Annotated in this window: 12 protein-coding genes; 8 read left to right on the top strand and 4 right to left on the bottom strand. The window is 70.5% G+C overall.

All coding sequences use genetic code 11. The features are described 5' to 3' along the window. Nucleotides 1-250: 250 nt before the first annotated feature. The 7 genes from ASG72_RS05445 to ASG72_RS05415 all read left to right on the top strand — a co-directional run bounded on the left by ASG72_RS05445 (nucleotide 251) and on the right by ASG72_RS05415 (nucleotide 5,246). Nucleotides 251-709: a DUF29 domain-containing protein gene (locus ASG72_RS05445; RefSeq protein WP_162246194.1), complete on the top strand. Its 459-nt coding sequence runs from the start codon at nucleotides 251-253 to the stop codon at nucleotides 707-709. 27 nt (nucleotides 710-736) lie between these two features. Continuing rightward, a complete protein-coding gene (hisF, locus tag ASG72_RS05440) occupies nucleotides 737-1,501 on the top strand; it encodes an imidazole glycerol phosphate synthase subunit HisF (protein WP_056709740.1) in 765 nt (254 codons plus the stop codon). A gap of 3 nt (nucleotides 1,502-1,504) precedes the next feature. Further along, a complete protein-coding gene (locus ASG72_RS05435; RefSeq protein WP_056709739.1) occupies nucleotides 1,505-1,825 on the top strand; it encodes a phosphoribosyl-ATP diphosphatase in 321 nt (106 codons plus the stop codon). 52 nt (nucleotides 1,826-1,877) lie between these two features. Beyond that, nucleotides 1,878-2,852, top strand: coding sequence for a type I pantothenate kinase (gene coaA, locus ASG72_RS05430; RefSeq protein WP_056709736.1), 975 nt, complete (start codon nucleotides 1,878-1,880; stop codon nucleotides 2,850-2,852). After that, nucleotides 2,852-3,292, top strand: a complete 441-nt coding sequence (locus tag ASG72_RS05425; protein ID WP_056709734.1) for a VTT domain-containing protein — start codon at nucleotides 2,852-2,854, stop codon at nucleotides 3,290-3,292. The genes coaA and ASG72_RS05425 overlap by 1 nt, the downstream gene beginning before the upstream one ends. A gap of 142 nt (nucleotides 3,293-3,434) precedes the next feature. Continuing rightward, nucleotides 3,435-3,785, top strand: a complete 351-nt coding sequence (locus tag ASG72_RS05420) for a RidA family protein (protein WP_056709732.1) — start codon at nucleotides 3,435-3,437, stop codon at nucleotides 3,783-3,785. A 36-nt stretch (nucleotides 3,786-3,821) separates the two neighbouring features. Further along, the gene (locus tag ASG72_RS05415) at nucleotides 3,822-5,246 is read left to right on the top strand and encodes a hypothetical protein (RefSeq protein WP_156395802.1); all 1,425 of its coding nucleotides are present in this window, start codon (nucleotides 3,822-3,824) and stop codon (nucleotides 5,244-5,246) included. 3 nt (nucleotides 5,247-5,249) lie between these two features. On the opposite strand, the gene ASG72_RS05410 is transcribed toward ASG72_RS05415, so the two are convergent. Continuing rightward, the gene (locus tag ASG72_RS05410) at nucleotides 5,250-6,410 is read right to left on the bottom strand and encodes an aminotransferase (RefSeq protein WP_056709730.1); all 1,161 of its coding nucleotides are present in this window, start codon (nucleotides 6,408-6,410) and stop codon (nucleotides 5,250-5,252) included. Nucleotides 6,411-6,694: 284 nt separating this feature from the next. Between ASG72_RS05410 and ASG72_RS05405 the strand changes: the two genes are divergently transcribed. Then, nucleotides 6,695-8,164 (top strand): cobyric acid synthase, encoded by a 1,470-nt coding sequence (locus ASG72_RS05405; protein WP_244488699.1) that lies wholly within the window; start codon nucleotides 6,695-6,697, stop codon nucleotides 8,162-8,164. A 62-nt stretch (nucleotides 8,165-8,226) separates the two neighbouring features. On the opposite strand, the gene trxA is transcribed toward ASG72_RS05405, so the two are convergent. The 3 genes from trxA to addB all read right to left on the bottom strand — a co-directional run bounded on the left by trxA (nucleotide 8,227) and on the right by addB (nucleotide 15,210). Beyond that, nucleotides 8,227-8,547 carry a thioredoxin gene (gene trxA / locus ASG72_RS05400; protein ID WP_056710003.1) on the bottom strand — a complete coding sequence of 107 codons (321 nt, stop codon included), beginning with the start codon at nucleotides 8,545-8,547 and terminating at the stop codon, nucleotides 8,227-8,229. A gap of 109 nt (nucleotides 8,548-8,656) precedes the next feature. After that, nucleotides 8,657-12,109, bottom strand: a complete 3,453-nt coding sequence (addA, locus tag ASG72_RS05395; protein ID WP_056709726.1) for a double-strand break repair helicase AddA — start codon at nucleotides 12,107-12,109, stop codon at nucleotides 8,657-8,659. Next, the gene (gene addB, locus ASG72_RS05390; protein WP_056709724.1) at nucleotides 12,106-15,210 is read right to left on the bottom strand and encodes a double-strand break repair protein AddB; all 3,105 of its coding nucleotides are present in this window, start codon (nucleotides 15,208-15,210) and stop codon (nucleotides 12,106-12,108) included. The genes addA and addB overlap by 4 nt, the downstream gene beginning before the upstream one ends.

Raw genomic sequence — 15,210 nt, 5'->3', positions numbered from 1 at the left:
GGCTGAGGCGTATAGTGAAGCTATAAATTCAGCATAACTGCGCTAGCACGATAAATTGAGGCATCTGTTGTTCAGTTTGAGCGCGTTACTATCTTATATATGACTGACTACACTGTCTTTGCAATATATGCCCGCCGGATAGCACAAGCGCCGGTTGGTTTTGCTTGTCGCGGCGGCATGATAGAAAACTGCATCATCCCGCCTTGAAACGTGATATATGACGATCACAGCCCGGCTCAGGAGCGTCGCAGTGGGACTCCCCGATCAGGGAGCCCCAGGGCTCGTAGCCTTCGAGGATGATTATTACGGCTGGGCGATGCATCAGGCGGCCCTGCTCGCTTCGGGAGAGACCGAGGGTCTCGATCTCGCCAATCTCGCCGAAGAGGTCGCGGAGCTGGCGCGCGCCGAATTCCGTTGCCTGTCCGAGTCCTACCGGCTGCTGCTCGTCAACGTGCTGAAATGGGATCATTCCCCCGTCAGGCGCACGCGCCATTGCCAGAAGGCGATCGAGACGCAGCGCGAACGGATCAAGGATCTGCTGATCGACAACCCCAGCCTGTCGCAACGGCTGGACGAGGCGAGCGCGCGGGGGTATCGGGAGGCGAGGTCACGCGCGGCTCGCGAGCTGGCGGTGGCCATGGACCAGATGCCCGCGACCAGTTCCCATAGCGCCCTTGCCCTTCTCTCGCGCCGGTTCGACCTGGGCTGAGGGAGCCCACCGTCGAGCCCGGCTTGCATGACCCTTAAGACCCGCATCATCCCGTGTCTCGACGTCAAGGACGGCCGTGTCGTCAAGGGCGTGAATTTCGTGGATCTGGTCGATGCGGGCGATCCGGTCGAAGCCGCCAAGGCTTATGATTCGGCCGGCGCCGACGAGCTCTGCTTTCTCGACATCACCGCCAGCAGCGACGATCGCGGCATCCTCTTCGACGTCGTCACCCGGACGGCCGAAGCCTGTTTCATGCCGCTCACCGTCGGCGGCGGCGTGCGCAGCGTCGAGGATATCCGCGCGCTGCTGCTCGCCGGGGCCGACAAGGTCTCGATCATGACGGCCGCGGTCAACCGGCGCGATTTCGTGCGCGAGGCGGCGGAGAAATTCGGGGCGCAATGCATCGTCGTCGCGATCGACGCCAAGCAGGTCGGGCCCGAGCGCTGGGAGATCTTCACCCATGGCGGGCGCCGGCCGACCGGGCTCGACGCCGTGGATTATGCGCGGGAGGTGGTGGCGCTCGGCGCCGGCGAGATCCTGCTGACCTCGATGGACCGTGACGGGGCGAAGACCGGTTTCGATCTCGACCTGACCCGCCGCGTCGCCGATGCGGTGCCGGTGCCGGTCGTCGCCTCCGGCGGGGTCGGCACGCTCGACCATCTCGTCGAGGGGGTGACTCTGGGCCATGCCAGCGCGGTGCTGGCGGCCTCGATCTTCCATTTCGGAACCTATACCATCCCGGAGGCCAAGGCCCATATGGCGCGGGCCGGCCTCGCCATGCGGCTGGATTGAACGATGACCGGTTTCACCCTCGCCGATCTCGAGACGATCATCGCTCGCCGCGCCAAGGCGTCGCCGGAGGAATCCTGGACGGCGAAGCTGCTCGCCGCCGGTCCGGAGCGCTGCGCCAAGAAACTGGGCGAAGAGGCGGTCGAGGCCGTGATCGCCGCGGTGAAGGGCGACAGGGAGGAGCTGATCGCCGAGAGCGCCGACCTGATCTATCATCTCTTAGTCGTGCTTCTGTCGCGCGATGTTGCATTGCAGGACGTGTTGGGCCAGCTTGAGGCCCGCACTGCGCGCTCCGGCCTGGCGGAGAAGGCGGCGCGGCCCCGTTGATGTCGAGGATTGTTGCGCGTTGAACCTCGAAGCCTGGAATGCGGGTCGTCCCATGGACCAGCGTCTCGTCCCGGCCCCGGCCGACCCCGATCTGGGCTCTCCCTACCGCACCTTCACGCGGGACGAGTGGGCGCATCTGCGCGCCGACACGCCGCTGACCCTCTCGGTCGACGATCTCACCAAGCTGCAATCGATCAACGACCCGATCTCGCTGGACGAGATCGTCGCGATCTACCTGCCGCTGTCGCGCCTGCTCTCGCTCTATGTCGCCGCGACCCAGGGCCTGTTCAAGGCGACGCAGCGCTTCCTGATGGCCGAGGCCGAGGTCAAGGTGCCCTATATCATCGGGGTCGCCGGCTCGGTCGCGGTCGGCAAATCGACCACCGCGCGCGTGCTCAAGGCGCTGCTCTCGCGCTGGCCCAACACGCCGAAGGTCGAGCTGGTCACCACCGACGGCTTCCTGCTGCCCAATGCCGAGCTCGACCGCCGCGGCCTGATGCAGCGCAAGGGTTTCCCCGAGAGCTATGACGGCTCGGCGCTCCTGCGCTTCCTCTCCGATGTGAAGGCGGGCAAGCCCTCGGTCTCGGCCCCGGTCTATTCGCATCTCGTCTATGACGTCGTGCCGGGCGAGAGCGTCACGGTCGAGCGGCCCGACATCCTGATCCTGGAAGGGCTGAACGTGCTGCAGCCGAGCCGGATGCCGAAGGACGGGACTGTGATCCCCTTCGTCTCGGATTATTTCGATTTCTCGGTCTATCTCGATGCCGACGAGCATGATCTGCACCGCTGGTACGTCAATCGCTTCATGACCCTGCGCCAGACCGCCTTCCGCGATCCCCGCTCCTTCTTCCGCAAATATGCGGAGATCGGCGAGGAGGAGGCGATGACCATCGCCGAGCAGCTCTGGACGGGCATCAACCTGCCCAATCTGCAGGAAAACATCCTGCCGACGCGCCAGCGCGCCAGCCTGATCCTGACCAAAGGCGCCAGCCACCGGATCCAGCAGGTCTCGCTGCGGCGCCTGTGATGGAGGCGCTGGCCGCGATGGCGGCGGCGGCCTTCGTCGCCGCCACGCTGGTGCCGGCCCAGTCCGAAGCGGTGTTCGTCGGGCTGCTCGCCGCGCAGGCGGCCGATCCGCTGGCGCTGTTCGTCACCGCCTCGCTCGCCAATACGACCGGTTCGGTGGTCAATTGGTGTCTGGGGCGCCTGATCGCCCGCCACGGGCTCGAGCGCCTGCCGGCGCGGCTGCGGCCGGATCCGCTGGGGCTGCAGCGCGCCCAGGGCTGGTTCTCGCGCTTCGGCTGGCCTTCGCTGCTCCTGGCCTGGCTGCCGGTCGCCGGCGACCCGCTGACCTTCGTCGCCGGCACGCTGAATTACCCCCTGCCGCGCTTCATCCTGCTGGTCCTGCTCGGCAAGGCGGCGCGATACGCCGCGCTCTGGGGCGGCTACGCCGCGGTGGCCGGCTGAAACCGGCGGCCGGCGTCACACTCTGGACCTTTCGGATCGTCTATGAGAGCTAGGCCGACGCGGCCGGCGGAAGACAACCATGACCGTTTGCGAAATCGCCCGTCGCGGGTTACCAGCAACACGCTTTTTCAGGAGTCCTGTCATGTCCATTCAACGCATCGGCGTCGGTCCGCGCATGTCGAAGGCCGTCGTGCACGGCAACACCGTCTATCTCGCGGGCCAGGTGGCGGACAAGGCGGCCGGCAAGAGCGTCGCCGAGCAGACCCAGGAGATCCTCTCGATCATCGACGGGCTGCTGGCCGAGGCCGGCACCGACAAGACCAAGCTGCTGATGGTCAATATCTGGCTCTCCGACATGGCGAGCTTCGCCGAGATGAACGGCGTCTGGGACAAGTGGATCCCCGCCGGCCAGACGCCGGGCCGCGCCACTGTCGAGGCCAAGCTGGCCGCGCCCCAATTCACCGTCGAGATCGCGGTCATCGCCGCGAAGTGACGGGATAGCGGCGGGGCGGCTCTGGGCGGAGGGGTGATGGAGATGCAGGTAGACACCCTCGCGTCTTCGGTCGCGCAGATCTCGCAGAGCCGCGGCCTGCCCCATGTCGCTCTGGTCGCCATGATCGCGCCGCTCGGCAAGCTCGCGGGCGAGCTGGGCCGGGCCCGGCTCGATCGGCTTCTGGCGCGCAAGGCCGGTGATTTCCTGGCGCTGCGCGCCCGCCTCGCCGGGCCGGGACGGCCGGCCGCGATCGCGGCGCATTACGCCGGTGCCGCAGCGGCGCTCGAAGCCGGCCGCTTCGGCGAATGCGACCGGCTTCTCGCCCAGGCCGAGCTGCAGCTTCTCTCCGGCCTCGGCGACATCGGCTCGATGTCGCTTGAGGACCGCCTGGCCACCGGCGAGGTCAGGGCCGATCGCGGCGCGACCAGCCTGCTGACGCTCACTCTCCAAAGCTACCGCGACGCGGCGGACCGGCTGGGCGAGGCCTCGGCCCTGGTCGGGCTCGCCGATCCCGCGCGCAGCCATGCGCTGGCTTTGGGCCAGGCCGAGGTCATGATCAGGCGCAGCGAGGATCTGTCGGATGGCACGGGTCTTCCCGCCGCCATCGCGCATCTGCGCGTCATCCTGGCCGGGCTCGACAGTTTCGACGATACGGTGCTGTGGGCCGCGACCCAGGAGCGGCTGGGCCTCGCTCTGGCGCGCCTGTCTTCGGGCCAGGCGCCGGGCGGGCTGGCCGAGGCCGCATCTTGCTTCCGGCTGGCGCTCGAGGATCTGCGCCAGGCGCAGGATCCCGCGCTCTGGACGCGGTTGCAGCGCCATCTCGGCGCGACCCTGCTGAAGCTCGACGAGCAGGCCGCCACCCCGGATACCGATCTCGTGGAGGAGGCGGTCGCGGCGCTGCGCGCGGCGCTCGGCGGCACGAAGCAGGCCGGCGATCCGGCCGCCTGGGCGCGGCTTCACCAGGATCTGGGCCGGGCCCTGTTCTCGCTCGGCCGCCGCACGGGCGCCATGGCCGAGTTCGAGGCGGCCTTCAACAGCTATCAGGCGGCCGCGACCGTCTGGACCCGCGAGACCGCGCCCGAGCGCTGGGCCGGGCTGCATCACGGCATGGGGCAGGTGCTGAGCGCGATGGGCGAGCGCTACGGCGAATCCATCGTGCTGGAGGAGGCGGTCGCGAGTTTCGACCAGGCCCTGGAGCAGCGCCAGCGCGATCGCGCGCTGCCGGGCTGGGCCGAAAGCACGGCGGAGCAGGGGCTGGCCAGGGTGAAGCTCGCCCTGCGTCTGCGTGACGCAGGCGGGGCCCAGCAGGCCCTGACCCAGATCGTCTCGGCGGTCCAGGCCGCCCAGGAGGCCGGATTGGCCGCGCTCTCCGCCGATCTGCAGAAGACGCTCGCCAGCGCCGGCGCGATGGTCGAGGCGGCGAGCCGGGCGCCGCCGCCGGCCCGCCGCCGCGAATTCTGAGGCTCAGCGCGCAGCGGCCTTGGCGCGGCGGCTCTCCAGCCGGTCCAGCGCCGCATCCAGCGTCGCATCATGCTTGGCGAAGCAGAAGCGGACGATGGTCCTGACCGCGCCTTCCGCATAGAAGGCGCTGACGGGGATGGCGGCGACGCCGCTTTCGGTGACCAGCCGCTTGCAGAAGGCGACATCGTCGCTCTCGCCCAGCGGCGCGATGTCGACATTGAGGAAATAGGTGCCGACGCTCGGCAGCACGGCATAGTCGAGCGCCTTCAGCCCCGCCGCGAACCGGTCCCGCGAGCGCTGGAAATCGGCGCGCATCGTCTCGAAATAGCTGTCCTCCTTGCCGAGCCCATAGGCCACCGCGGCCTGCAGATTGGGCGGGGTGGTGAAGGTGATGTATTGATGCGCCTTGGCCAGCACCCGCATCAGCCGCGGCGCCGCCATCACCAGCCCGACCTTCCAGCCGGTGAGCGAGAAGATCTTGCCGGCCGAGGAGATCTTCACCGTCCGCTCGCGCATGCCGGGCCGGGCCAGCATCGGCACATGCCGGCGCCCGTCGAAGACGACATGCTCCCAGACCTCGTCGCAGATCGCGACGGCGTCGTGCCGGACGCAGAACTGCGCCAGCAGGTCGAGATCGGCCTCGCTGAAGATCGTCGCCGTCGGGTTCAGCGGGTTGTTGAACAGGACGACGCGGGTCTTCGGGCCGAAGGCCTGCGCCAGGGCCGCCTCCGTCAGGCCGAAGGCCGGCGGCGTCAGCGTCACGAATTTCGGGATGCCGCCGGCCCGGCGCACCAGCGGCACATAGGCGTCGTACATCGGCTCGAACAGCACCACCTCGTCGCCGGGGGTGATCAGCGCCATCAGCGCCCCGGCAATCGCTTCGGTGGCGCCCGAGGTGACCATGATCTCGCTGGCGGGATCGAGATCCAGCCCCTGCCAGCGCTTGTAATGCGCCGCGGTCGCCTCGCGCAGCTCGGGCAACCCCATCATCGGCGGATACTGGTTCCAGCCGGTCATCACCGCCTCGGCCGCCTTGCGGCGGACGTCCTCGGGGCCGGGATCGTCGGGAAAGCCCTGGCCGAGATTCACCGCGCCGGTCTCGCGTGCCAGTTGCGACATTACTTCGAAGACGCTGGTCTGCAGGGCGGAGAAGATCGGGTTCATGGCGGGTCGGCTTCCGGAGCTTCAGGCAGAGCGCGCCTTATCACGCCTCTGCGCCGGACGCATCCCGAGGACTGGCGAAACCATATCGAATGATGAATGTTGACATTCATCACAAGTCAGTGTTCTATGGGCTCGCCGGTTCACGCCGGGTTGGACGGCTGCATCGCCCCTTTGGCGGTCGTCCTTTCTAGCGTGGGCCGGCGACTCGTTTCCGGCAGGATGTTTCGCCGCGCGCGGCCGCAGATTCCGCTTTGCGGCGTCACCGAGGCTGGATAGGCAGGGCCATGAGCCCGCCGCGCACGCCAGCCATCATGATCCTCGGCACCGGATCGAATGTCGGTAAATCCCTGCTCGTCGCCGGGCTCTGCCGGCTCTTCGCCGATCGCGGCCTCGCGGTGCGCCCCTTCAAGCCGCAGAACATGTCGAACAACGCCGCCGCCACCCCCAGCGGCGAGATCGGGCGGGCCCAGGCGCTGCAGGCGCGGGCGGCCCGGATCGCCCCCCATACCGACATGAATCCCGTGCTGCTGAAGCCGGAGAGCGCCACGGGCAGCCAGATCATCCTGCAGGGCCGCGTCGCCGGGCGTCTCTCCTCCGGCGATTACCAGCGACGCGGCGAGTTCCTGCCGCAGGTGCTGGAGAGCTTCGCCCGCCTGGGCGAAGGCGCCGATCTGGTGATCGTGGAGGGGGCCGGCTCCCCGGCCGAGACCAATCTGCGGGCGCGCGACATCGCCAATCTCGGCTTCGCCCGCGCCGCCTCCGTTCCGGCGGTGCTGGTCGGCGACATCGATCGCGGCGGCGTCATCGCCAGCCTGGTCGGATCGCATGCCGTGCTCGACGCCGAGGACCGCGCGATGATTCGCGGCTTCGCGATCAACCGGTTCCGCGGCGACGTCGCGCTGTTCGCCCCGGGGATCGAGACGATCCGGGGCCTGACCGGCTGGCCCTGCTTCGGCGTCGTGCCCTGGTTCGCCGAGGCCGCGCAGCTGCCGGCGGAGGATGGGCTCGATCTGCGCTCCGGCGCGCGCAAGCCGGGCGCTTCACTGAAGATCGCCGTGCCGATGCTGCCGGGTATCGCCAATTTCGACGATCTCGATCCGCTCAGGGCGGAGCCGGCGATCGACCTCATGCTCGTGCCCCGCGGCCAGGCCCTGCCGGGCGATGCCGATCTTGTCATCCTGCCCGGCTCCAAGACGACCCTGCGCGATCTGGCGGTGCTGCGCGGCGAAGGCTGGGATATCGACATCGCCGCCCATCATCGCCGGGGCGGGCATGTCCTCGGCCTGTGCGGCGGCTACCAGATGCTCGGCCGCCTGGTCAGGGATCCGCTGGGACTCGAGGGCCCCGCTGGGGAGGCGCCGGGGCTCGGCCTATTGGATGTCGACACCGTCCTCGACCGCGACAAGACGGTCCGCCAGACCGCTTTCTCCCACGCCGCCAGCGGCTGCGCGGGGCTGGCCTATGAAATCCATCTCGGCCGCAGCGAGGGCGCGGATCGCGCGCATGCGCCGTTCCGGACGGATTCGGGGCCGGAGGGCGCCGCGAGCCGCGACGGGCGCGTGCTCGGCACTTATCTCCACGGCCTCTTCGCCAGCGATTCCGTCCGCGCCGCCTATCTCTCGGGGCTCGGCCTGGCCGGCTCGGGCCTGGCCTATGAGGCCGGGATCGAGGCGGTGCTCGATCGGCTCGCCGGGCATCTGGAGCGGCATCTCGACACCGAGGCGCTCTTGTCCCTGGCCAGGCAGGGCGCCTGAACCCAATGAAAAACCCGCCGGATGGCTCCGGCGGGTCTTGCGGTCGAAACGGCTCGCGGGGTTCACACGGAACCGGAGATCCAGCGCGAAAGGTCGCTCTTGGGCGCCGCGCCGACCTTCTGCGAGGCGAGCTTGCCGTCCTTGAACAGCATCAGCGTCGGGATCGAGCGGATGCCGAACTGCGCCGGGATCGCCTGGTTCTCGTCGACATTCATCTTCACGATCTTGACCTTGCCGTTCATCTCGGTCGCGATCTCCTCGAGCGCCGGGCCGATCATCCGGCAGGGGCCGCACCATTCGGCCCAGAAATCCACCACCACCGGCTCGGAGGATTTGAGGACGTCGGCCTCGAAGCTCGCATCGGTTACCTTGCTGGTCGCCATGGCCATCGCCTTTCGATTCTCGTCTGGTCGCAGCCGCGCTGCGTTCGTCTGGAAGCTATGAAGGCCCATGCCCCCGGTCAAGGCGCGGGGGCAGGGCAGGGAAGCAGGTCTAACCCGTCATTCCTGCAAGCACCGCTTCCAGAATGGCGTCGTCGAGATCGAAAGCCGTGAGGCTGGCGGTGTAGATCACCAAGGTCCGGATCCTGCGGCCGGGATAGATCTGCGCCAGCAGCGCCCTGTACACCGCGAGCTGCGCCAGCGTCGCAGCGGGAATGAATTCGGCAGAGCGTGGCGGGGTCGCGGCGGTCTTGAAATCGGCGATCAGCACCTCGGCCGGGCCGACCGCCAGCCGGTCGATCTGGCCACTGACCATCCGGCGCGAGCCGTCGCGCAGGGTGATGGCGCCCGCGACCGGCGTCTCCGCCAGCGAGCCAGCGGCGAACAGCGCCGCGAAATCGGGCCTGGCGAGCAGCGCCAGCGCATCGGCCACGATCCGCTCGCGCCGCGCGACCGGCAGCGCGGCGCCGCGCGACGCGGCCAGCGCCGCCGCCGTGCCCGGGCGCTGGGCCGGCGAAATATCCGGCAGGAGCTGCAGCAGGAGATGGGCGAGGCGCCCTGCGGCCGCGGCCTCGGCGAGATAGGGGCCGTCGCCCGGGCGCTCGCCGCCATCCGCGGCGGAGAGGGCGCTGGAGGGTTTCAGCGGCGGGGCCGGCTCGGCTTCCTCCGGGGCCTGGCGGTGCAGCCAGTCCGGCAGCGGCACCGGTGCTGTTGCTTTGGGCCCGTCCGCGGCCTCGTCGGCGCCGGCCGCCGAGACGCGGAACCGGCAGATCTCGCCGTCGCCATCGGGCGCCGGCACCGCGGCCAGGCCCTGCGGCGCCTGGGACAGTCCCTCCTTGATCATCCCATACCAGCTGCCCTGTGGGATCTCGCCCTTCGCCTGGGCGCCGCAGACGATCAGCCTGTCCTCGGCCCGCGTCATCGCGACATAGAGCAGCCGGTGGTGCTCCTCGACCAGCTGCGCCACGACCTTTTTCTTCGCGTCGCGCGTCGGCTCGGCATCCTCGGCGTTGGCCGGTGGCCAGAGCGGCACGGCCGCGCCGTGCGGCGGCTGAACCGCCAGGATCTTGGGCAGGCGCTTGGCGCCGGGCTCGGGCGCGAGATCGGCCAGGATCACCATCCGTGCCTCCAGCCCCTTGGCGCCGTGCACGGTCATCACCCTGACCTCGCCGGCGCTGGCCGAGAGATCGCGCTTCACATCGGTGGCGGTCGCGCCGATGCGGTGCAGGAAACCGGCCAAAGAGGGGCCGTAGCGCCTCTCATGGTCGAGCGCTGCGTTGAGGAAGGCGTCCAGCGCATCCCCCGCCTCGGCGCCGAGCCGCGCCAGCGCCAGGCTGCGGCCGCCGCCCGGGCCGAGCAGCCCGGCGAAGAAGCGGAAGGGGCCGCAGCGCCCGGCCTCCGCCGCCATGCCCACGAGCCGCGCCTCGGCCTCGGCGTAGCGCGGCTCCGTCGCGCCCGCCTGCTGCAGCGCCTGGCGCAGCGAGCCCGTCCGCTCCGGCGCGAGCCGCAGCAGGTCCTCGTCGTCGAGGCCGAGCAGCGGCGTCTTCAGCGCGGTGGCGAGCGTCAGATCATCCTCGGGCAGGAGCAGACTGCGCCCGAGCACCAGCAGATCCTCCACCGCCGGATGGTCGGCGAGCGTCAGCCGGTCGCGCCCTGTGACGGGGACATCGGCATCCTTCAGCGCCTTGACGATCGCCTCGAACAGCGCGCCGCGCTGCCGCAGCAGGATCATCACGTCGCCGGGCGCGAAGCGCCGCCCGAGATCGTCATGCCCGGCCTTGCGCCAGCGCGACAGCACGGCCGCGATGCGCGCGGCGAGCTTGGCCGTGCCGCTGCGCCGCTCCACGGCATCCACCGGCGTCGTCCAGGCATCGGGCGGCTCGCCCGTATCGTCGACGGAGATCGGCCAGAGATCGACGCAGCCCGGATCGTTGCGGCGCACCGTCTCATGCGGCTCCGGCCGCGACCCGCCGTCGAAGACCAGCCCGGCGGCATGGGCCTCCATCGCGAAGACCGCGTCGACCGCCTGCATGATGTCCGGCGTCGAGCGGAAGGAGGTATTCAGGCTGACGCTCTCGAAGCGCTGACCCGCGGCCCGGATGCGCAGGCTGAGCCGGCTGCGCTCCTCGCCGAAAGCCTTCGGCATCGCGCCCTGGAAACCGTAGATCGACTGTTTCTCGTCGCCGACGGCGAAGATCGTGCGCGGCTTGGGCCCCGCATCGGCGGCGCTGAACTCCTCGGCCAGCTTGCGCAGGATCGCCCATTGCGCCTCGCTGGTGTCCTGCGCCTCGTCGAGCAAGATGTGGTCGATCCCGGCATCGAGCTTGTAGAGCACCCAGCTCGCCTCGACGCGCGAGAGCAGCGAGCGGGTGCGGGCGATCAGATCGTCGTAATCGAGCAGGGAGCGCCGGCTCTTCTGCCGCTGGTAGCTCGCCAGCATCTGCGTCACCAGCAGCGCCAGCGCGTGGCTGCGATCCCGCGTGGCGATCGCGGCGAGGCGCTCGGCCGCCGCCAGCAGTCTGGCGGCGAGGCTTTCCAGCGTCTCCAGCACATCCGGCTCGAATTCGGATTTGCCCTTGCCGCGGATATGCTGGTTGATCGCACCCGCCTCGGTGATGAAGCCCTTGCGGCAGAACCCGACCGGGTCGCCGCCATCCTCGCAGGCGATCAGCGCGCGCAGCGTCGCGGCGAAGCGCTTGCGGGTCTCGCTGCCGGCCTGCAGCGCCTCGACCAGCGCCGGCAGCCCTCCCAGCCGCGCGACGTCGTCGCGGAACTCCGCATGCACCTCGGCCGCCGTCAGCCGCGGTGTGATCTTCAGGAAAGCGCTGATCCCGGCCAGGATCTCGGCCGGGTCGCGGGCCCGCCCCTGCGCATCGCTGAACAGCGCCCGCTGGTGCAGGGCCTCGCGCATCATCGCGTCGAAGGTGTCCTGCGCCGCCTGCCGCGCCAGCAGCGCCAGCGCCCCGGCCAGCGCGCCGTCGGGATCGGAAGCGGCGTCGGCGAGCAGCGCGCGCCGCGCCTCGCGCAGCATCTCGGCCTGCGCCACGTCGTCCGCGATCTCGAAGCGTGGCGGGACATTTGCTTCGAACGGCGCCGATTGCAGCACCCTGGTGCAGAAGGCGTGGATGGTCTCGATCTTCAGCCCGCCCGGCGTCTCCAGCGCCTGCGCGAAGAGCCGCCGGGCGATCGCCCGCCGGCCCGGCGCCGGCGCCTCGCCGGTCAGCTTCGCCAGCGCCGCGTCCAACGCCGGCTCGTCCAGCGTCGCCCATTCGCCCAGCACCCGGAAGATCCGGTTCGCCATATTGGCGGCGGCGGCCTTGGTATAGGTGATGCAGAGCATCCGCCCCGGCGCCACCCCGTCGAGCAGCAGGCGCAGCACCCGGTTGACCAGCACATGCGTCTTGCCCGAGCCGGCATTGGCCGAGACCCAGGCGCTGAGCCGCGGTTCCGCCGCCAGCGCCTGGCGCTGGTCGGTGAGCGGCGGCACGATCCAGCCCGGCTTCATGCGTCCTCATCCTCGCCGGCGGCGGCCGACCATTCCTTGACCCGGGCGAGATGGTCATAGGGGCTGGCGAATTTGATGTAGTCCGGCGCGCGCCGCGACAGATAGGCCTCGCGCCCGCTGCGCAGCGCCTCGACATGCTCCAGCAGCCTGGCGAGATGGCGTGCCGCGACATCGGCCAGGGGCTCCTCGCCGAAGCTCAGCGGCTTGTCCTCGGCCCAGGCTTTGGGATCGTGATGCAGCTTGAGATAAAGCACCGACTCGACCGGAGTCGGCCCGATCGCGCCCTCGAAACCCGCCCGCGCCGCCAGCTCCGCCTCCAGCGTCAATTGCGGGGCGAAACCCTTCTGCACCTGTGCCTTGGTCGGCGCGCCGCCGGTCTTGAAGTCGATGATCCGCAGGCGCGGCTCCCGCGTGATCTCGATGCGGTCGGCCTTGCCGCTGAGCCACAGGCTGCTCCCGTCGGAAAGCGGGAAGCTCTGGCCGGTGAAGGCCTCGACCGCGACGCGCTCCAGCCCGCCGCGCCGCCTCTCCTCCCAGGCGATGAAATGCGCCGCGGTCAGCAGAAAGCGCGGCCACCAGAAGGCCTTCACCTCGGGCGTGCCGGCATAGCGCGCGAAGGCGGCGGCGCCCATCGCCAGGAGCTGCGCATGCGCATCGGCGGGGAGATGGCGCGGATAGGTCCGCGCGAAGGTCTCGACGATCTCGTGCAGCAGGCTGCCGCGATCCTGCGCGGTCGGGTCCTCGACCAGCGGATCGAGCGCGTCGAGCTTCAGGATCTTGCGGGCATGGATCTGGTAGGGATCGCGATAGAGCGTCTCGACATCGGTGACGCTGAGCGCGCGCGGCTGCAGATGCCGCGGCGGCCGCGGCGCGGGGCGCTTGACCGGCACCACGCCCGGCGTCGGCGCGCTGAGCCGTCCCGCCAGGGCGGTGAGCCGGTCGCCGGCCTCGCAGGATTTCGCCCATAGCGCCGGCGGCGTCACCGCCTTCAGCCGCAGCCAGAAGCGCGAGGCGATCGTCTCGGCCTCGCCGGCCTTGCGCGCCCGCGTCAGCGTCACCTGCCGGCCCATCAGCGCCTGCACGAAATCATGGGCCGTCTGGCCGACGCGGCGCTCGGGGGCGGATAATCCGAGCTCGGCCCGCATCGGCCGGTTCAGGAAGGCGTCGGTGCGCGTCTTGGGCGGCCAGACATCCTCGTTCAGCCCGCCGAGCACGATATGGTCCGCCTCGAGCAGCCGCGCCTCGAGCAGGCCCCAGATCTTGACGCGGGGATGGCCGCCGCCGCTGCGCCGCACCACCTGCTCCGCCAGAAGACCGTCGAGGATCGCCACGAAATCGGCGGGCTGCCCGCCCTGCGGCATGGATTCCGCGGAGGCCGCGATCTCGTCGAAGAGCCCGCTCAGCGCCTCGCCATCCGGGCCGCCGAAGCCGAGCACGCGGCTTTCCTCGTCGCGGCTCACCGCCGCGATCGCCTGCCCGGCCGCCGCCGCCACCGCGGAGAGCGCCGGCCCGTCGGCATGCAGCGCATCGCAGAGCGGTGTCATCGCCAGGCCCAGCGCCGCCAGCACGTCGCGCGCCGCCGCTTCGTCGGCTTCGCTCAGGCGCTTGCGCGGGCCCGGCACATGGCGCTCCTCCGGCTGCGGGCGCAGCCCGGCGAGGCTCGCCTCCAGCCCCGACAGGCCCTTGCCGACGGCCCGGCCACGCCAGGCGCCGATTTCGAGCGCCGCCGCCCCCTGCAAGGCCCGGGCCCGCGGCAGGCCGAGCCGGCAGAGCGGATGCGCCAGCAGCGGCGTCACCGTGGCGGGGGTCATCCGCGCCAGCGCCGCCTCCAAAACCAGCCGCAGCAGCGCGCCGGCCGGCCAGCGCGCCAGCGGCAAACCGGCGGAATCATCGACGCTGACGCCCCAGCGCTGTAATTCCACCGCGACGCGCTCGGCCAGGCCGCGATCGGGCGTCACCAGCGCCGCCTGCCGGCCGGGCTCCTCCAGCGTCTCGCGCAGGGCCAGGGCGACGCTGAGCGCCTCCTCGCGCTCGGCCGCCGCCTCGACGATGCGCAGCCCCGCGAAGCCGGGCGCGCAGGCCGCTTCCGGCAGCCTCTGCCTGAGATCGGCCCAGCCCTCGCTGACCGAGGCCGGCAGCAGGGCTTCCCGCAGCACCCCGGCGCGGCTCTCCCGCGCCGCATCGGGCAGGCCGAGCGGCGTGACGTCGTCGCGCTCCGCCTGGAGCGTGCCCATCAGCTGGCGCAAGGCCGCCTGCGGATGGGAATGGGCCGGTTCCTCGGCCACGGCGCGCCAGGCCGGCTCCGGCAGAGCGAGGTCGAGATCGGGCAGGATGACGGCGCCGTTCGGCAGCCGCGCGATGGCGGCCAGCAGATCGGCCGTGGCGGGCACCGTGCCGGTCGAGCCGGCGGCGATGATCGGGCCCGTCACCCCGCCCGAGAGCAGGCGCTCGCGTTCGGCCGCGAGCATGCGGTTGCGGAAGGCGGCGGGGTCGCAGGCGCCGCGCTCGGCCAGCAGCGCCGGCCAGCTCTCGCCGAGAATGGCCAGGAACCCGGCATTGAGCTGCCAGACCTGGTCGAAGCGCGCCGCATCCAGCTGCTTCAGCCGCTCCACCGGCACGCGCTCCGTCTGCATCTGGTCGAGCAGCGCGGCGAGGTCGCCCGCCAGCCCGTAGGATTCCGCCAAAGTGGAGGGCACCAGCGCCGGCTCGCCCGGATCGAGCCTGAGATGGCTGCGATTGGCCGCCTTGCCCCAGGCGTCGACCAGCTGGGTCAGCAGCATCCGCCGGACCAGCGGCGCGATCGGCGCGATCTGTTCCGGGCCCCAGCCACCGGCCCCGATCAGCGCGGTCTCCGCCTCGTCGACATCGCCGAGCGGCACGATCCGCGGCAGCAGCAGCGGCTGGCCGGAGAGTTTCTCGGAGAGGCAGGCGGCGAAAGCCCGCGCCGCCCGCCGCGTCGGCAGATAGAGCGTGGTCCGCGCCATGGCGGTGGGATCGGCGGGGTCATGAACCCGGCCGAAGCGCCCCTCCAGCATGGCCTGCGCCAGCACGTCGAGGAAGGGCGCGCCGGCGGGGATGCTGAACAGGTTGAGCTGCGCCAT

The organism is Allobosea sp. Leaf344 (assembly GCF_001426225.1).
GTDB lineage: Bacteria > Pseudomonadota > Alphaproteobacteria > Rhizobiales > Beijerinckiaceae > Allobosea.
Note: the sequence above shows the minus strand (reverse complement) of the source record. Positions and strands in the feature narration are given on the sequence as shown.

Coding starts and splice junctions, on each gene's coding strand:
- hisF (WP_056709740.1), top strand. CDS start 737: ATGACCCTTAAGACCCGCATCATCCCGTGTCTCGACGTCAAGGACGGC.
- ASG72_RS05435 (WP_056709739.1), top strand. CDS start 1,505: ATGACCGGTTTCACCCTCGCCGATCTCGAGACGATCATCGCTCGCCGC.
- coaA (WP_056709736.1), top strand. CDS start 1,878: ATGGACCAGCGTCTCGTCCCGGCCCCGGCCGACCCCGATCTGGGCTCT.
- ASG72_RS05425 (WP_056709734.1), top strand. CDS start 2,852: ATGGAGGCGCTGGCCGCGATGGCGGCGGCGGCCTTCGTCGCCGCCACG.
- ASG72_RS05420 (WP_056709732.1), top strand. CDS start 3,435: ATGTCCATTCAACGCATCGGCGTCGGTCCGCGCATGTCGAAGGCCGTC.
- ASG72_RS05415 (WP_156395802.1), top strand. CDS start 3,822: ATGGAGATGCAGGTAGACACCCTCGCGTCTTCGGTCGCGCAGATCTCG.
- ASG72_RS05410 (WP_056709730.1), bottom strand. CDS start 6,410: ATGAACCCGATCTTCTCCGCCCTGCAGACCAGCGTCTTCGAAGTAATG.
- ASG72_RS05405 (WP_244488699.1), top strand. CDS start 6,695: ATGAGCCCGCCGCGCACGCCAGCCATCATGATCCTCGGCACCGGATCG.
- trxA (WP_056710003.1), bottom strand. CDS start 8,547: ATGGCGACCAGCAAGGTAACCGATGCGAGCTTCGAGGCCGACGTCCTC.
- addA (WP_056709726.1), bottom strand. CDS start 12,109: ATGAAGCCGGGCTGGATCGTGCCGCCGCTCACCGACCAGCGCCAGGCG.
- addB (WP_056709724.1), bottom strand. CDS start 15,210: ATGGCGCAGCTCAACCTGTTCAGCATCCCCGCCGGCGCGCCCTTCCTC.